This is a genomic window from Streptomyces sp. NPDC054840, assembly GCF_053611065.1.
Genome location: NZ_JBSGZP010000761.1, coordinates 1 through 3,267, shown reverse-complemented (window position 1 = coordinate 3,267; position 3,267 = coordinate 1). Strand labels below are relative to the sequence as shown.

Below are 3,267 nucleotides of genomic sequence, written 5' to 3'. Positions count from 1 at the left end.
GCTCTCACACCGACTGGCCAGGCCAGTCCCGAGACCCCTTCGCTCCGTCGCCCCCGGTCGGGGACAAACAGAAGGGCCGCGGATCCCGGGTGGGGTTCCGCGGCCCTGAAGGCGCCGGTCTGATCATGCGATCAGACTGGATCACTCCAGGGTTCGAGCCCGCGGAAGGCCCACATCAGGTGGTGCTGCTGCTTCGTCTGCTTCTTCAGGGATCCGGCACCGGCCGCGGCAGCGAATCCATAGGCGCCATGCGTCTGCGCTTCTGCTGCCAGTACTGCCACCGGTGCCTGGGTCGGTCGCTCATTGCGCTCACTGACCGGAAGGGTCGCCAGCAGGGCGGGGCGGTCGGCGGAAATCGCGGACACACCGGTACCCAGGAGGGAGACGGAACCGAGCAGGCAGGAAGCGTCGACCGAGCGATCGGTCATTTTGGTGAAGGTCATGAAGCTGGTCACTGGTCTCGCCTCCTCTCGGCGTCTCGGGGACTCGGCCCGAGGGCCTGTCCCATGCGTATTCGGATAAGTACAGCACGGATCCAGGGCTTCGGAGAAGCCACCGTTTCCGTTGCTAAGAACCTATGGGTCTTCGCTGGGCATGTGCAAACTATTTTTCCGACGAGTTTCTACGCGTCGTCAGAATGCCCGGCCCCAACCTCCTGACCTGCGCAGATGGCCAGGACCTCGGCTCCGTACCGGTCAAGCTTACGGCCGCCCACCCCGGAGATCATCGCGAGCTCCCCCGCCTCGGACGGCGCGGCCTCCGCGATCGCCATCAGCGTCTTGTCCGTGAAGACGCAGTATGCGGGCAGGCCCTGCTCCTTCGACTGGGCGGCGCGCCACTCCCGCAGCCGCTCGTACAGGCCCTCGTCCATGTCGGACGGGCAGTCCTCACAGCGCATCAGCTTCAGCTCGCCGGCCTCGGTCAGGGTCTTGCCGCAGACCCGGCACCGCACCGGGCCGCGGGCTCCGCGCTTTCGCGGCCCTCGCTCGGCCGCGGAGCCCGCTCGGGCGCCCGGGGCCGCGGAGCCCGGCCGCAGGCCGTTCAGGAAGCGGCTGGGGCGCCTGGAGGCCCGGCCGCCGGGGGCGCGGGAGAGCGCCCAGGACAGGCTCAGGTGCAGCCGCGCCCGGGTGACGCCGACGTAGAGCAGCCGCCGCTCCTCCTCGACCTGCTCGTCGGTCTTCGCATAGGTGATCGGCATCATGCCGTCGGTGAGGCCGGCGAGGAACACGGCGTCCCACTCCAGGCCCTTCGCCGCGTGCAGCGAGGCCAGGGTGACGCCCTGGACGGTCGGGGCGTGCTGGGCGGCCTTGCGCTCCTCCAGTTCGATCGTGAGGTCCGCCAGGGTGGCCCCGGGCCGGCTCCGGGCGAAGTCCTCGGCGAGCCGGACCAGCGCGGCCAGCGATTCCCACTGGTCGCGCACGGCGCCGGAGCCGGCCGGCGGCCGGGCGCTCCAGCCGGTGGAGCTGAGCACCGCCCGGACCTGGGCGCCCAGCTCGACGACGTCGTCGAGCAGCGGGTCGTTCCCGCCGGAGCGGGCGGCTCCGCGCAGCGCGAGGATCGCCTTCTGGACCTCCTGGCGCTCGAAGAACCGCTCGGCTCCGCGCAGCTGGTAGGGGACCCCGGCGTCGGCGAGGGCCTGCTCGTAGATCTCGGACTGGGCGTTGATGCGGTAGAGCACGGCGATCTCGCCCGCCGGGACGCCCGCGGCGATCAGGTCCCGGATCCGGTGGGCGACGCCCTCGGCCTCGGCGGGCTCGTCCGCGTACTCGGTGTAGACGGGGTCGGGGCCGGTCTCGCGCTGCGAGATCAGCTCCAGCCGGTGCTCGGCGGCCCGGCCCTTGGCCTGGTTCAGGAGCCCGTTGGCGAGGTGGACCACCTGGGGGGTGGAGCGGTAGTCGCGGACCAGCTTGACCACCGTGGCCTGCGGATAGCGGGTGCGGAAGTTGAGCAGGTGGTCGGGGGTGGCGCCGGTGAAGGAGTAGATGGTCTGGCTGGCGTCACCGACGACGCAGAGGCTGTCGCGCTCGCCGAGCCACAGTTCCAGCAGCCGCTGCTGGAGCGGGCTGACGTCCTGGTACTCGTCGACGACGAAGTGCTGGTACTGGGTGCGGATCTGCTCGGCGATGTCATGGCGGTCCTGGAGGATGCCGACGGTCAGGAGCAGCACGTCCTCGAAGTCGATCATGCCGCGGTCGCGCTTGAGCTGTTCGTACGTCCCGTAGATCTGGGCGATCTCGGCCAGATCCCGGGGGGCCTCGCGGCCCGACTTGAGGGCGGCCACCGGGTAGTCGGCGGGCACGGTCTGGGTGACCTTCGCCCATTCGATCTCGCCCGTGACGTCGCGCAGCTCGTTGCGGTCGAGGCGGATACGGCAGCGCGCGCCGGCCTCGGCGACGAACTGGATCTTGCGCTCCAGCAGCCGGGGCACCTCGCCGCCGACCGCCTTCGGCCAGAAGTACTGGAGCTGACGCAGGGCGGCGGAGTGGAAGGTGCGGGCCTGGACCCCGCCCGCGCCCAGGGTGCGCAGGCGTCCGCGCATCTCGCCCGCGGCGCGGTTGGTGAAGGTGACGGCCAGCACGCTCGCGGGCATGAGCTGCCCGGACCGGACGCCGTAGGCGATGCGGTGGGTGATCGCGCGGGTCTTGCCGGTACCGGCGCCCGCCAGCACGCACACCGGCCCGCGCAGGGTCGTCGCGACCTCGCGCTGCTCCGGGTCGAGGCCCAGGAGCACCGCGTCCGCCGAGTCGGCGGCGGCGGGGAAGGATGAGGAGTGCGTTGCTGCTGTCACCCCGCCATGCTGCCAGGTCTCGTGGGTCGGGCGGGAAAATTGTCCACAGGCAGCACGTATCAGTCGTATCAGTCGTATCGGTCACACCGCGTGCGTGGGGGCGACCGTACGGGAATGGCCGCAGGGTCCCGTACGTTCGAGTACTCGGACCACCGAGCCCTCACGAAGGAGAGCGCAGCATGCAGGACACGGGCACCGTCACGATGTACAGCACGACCTGGTGCGGCTACTGCCGTCGGCTGAAGACCCAGCTGGACCGGGAAGGCATCGCGTACAACGAGATCAACATCGAGCTCGACCCGCAGTCCGCCGCGTTCGTGGAGAAGGCCAACGGCGGCAACCAGACGGTTCCGACCGTGCTGGTGAAGTCCGCCGCGGGCAGCGAGTCCGTCATGACCAACCCGAGCCTGGCCCAGGTCAAGCAGGCCCTCGCCGTCTGATCGGCCGCGAGGACCGACCGGGCGAGACCGGAGCACGAA

Annotated in this window: 3 protein-coding genes; 1 reads left to right on the top strand and 2 read right to left on the bottom strand. The window is 70.4% G+C overall.

The features are described 5' to 3' along the window. Window positions 1-131 precede the first annotated feature (131 nt). Entirely contained in the window at window positions 132-443 is a 312-nt protein-coding gene (locus ACWGIU_RS33575) for a hypothetical protein (RefSeq protein WP_327266925.1), read from the bottom strand. 179 nt (window positions 444-622) lie between these two features. Then, complete coding sequence (locus ACWGIU_RS33570; protein WP_453711885.1) at window positions 623-2,848, bottom strand: ATP-dependent DNA helicase UvrD2; 2,226 nt, start codon at window positions 2,846-2,848, stop codon at window positions 623-625. 119 nt (window positions 2,849-2,967) lie between these two features. On the opposite strand from ACWGIU_RS33570, the gene ACWGIU_RS33565 reads away from it, so the two are divergent. Beyond that, complete coding sequence (locus tag ACWGIU_RS33565) at window positions 2,968-3,228, top strand: mycoredoxin (RefSeq protein ID WP_327264330.1); 261 nt, start codon at window positions 2,968-2,970, stop codon at window positions 3,226-3,228. The last annotated feature ends 39 nt before the right edge of the window (window positions 3,229-3,267 follow it).

Bases quoted from the DNA above. Each gene is read 5' to 3' on its own strand.
- ACWGIU_RS33565 (WP_327264330.1), top strand. From the start codon at position 2,968: ATGCAGGACACGGGCACCGTCACGATGTACAGCACGACCTGGTGCGGC.
- ACWGIU_RS33575 (WP_327266925.1), bottom strand. From the start codon at position 443: ATGACCTTCACCAAAATGACCGATCGCTCGGTCGACGCTTCCTGCCTG.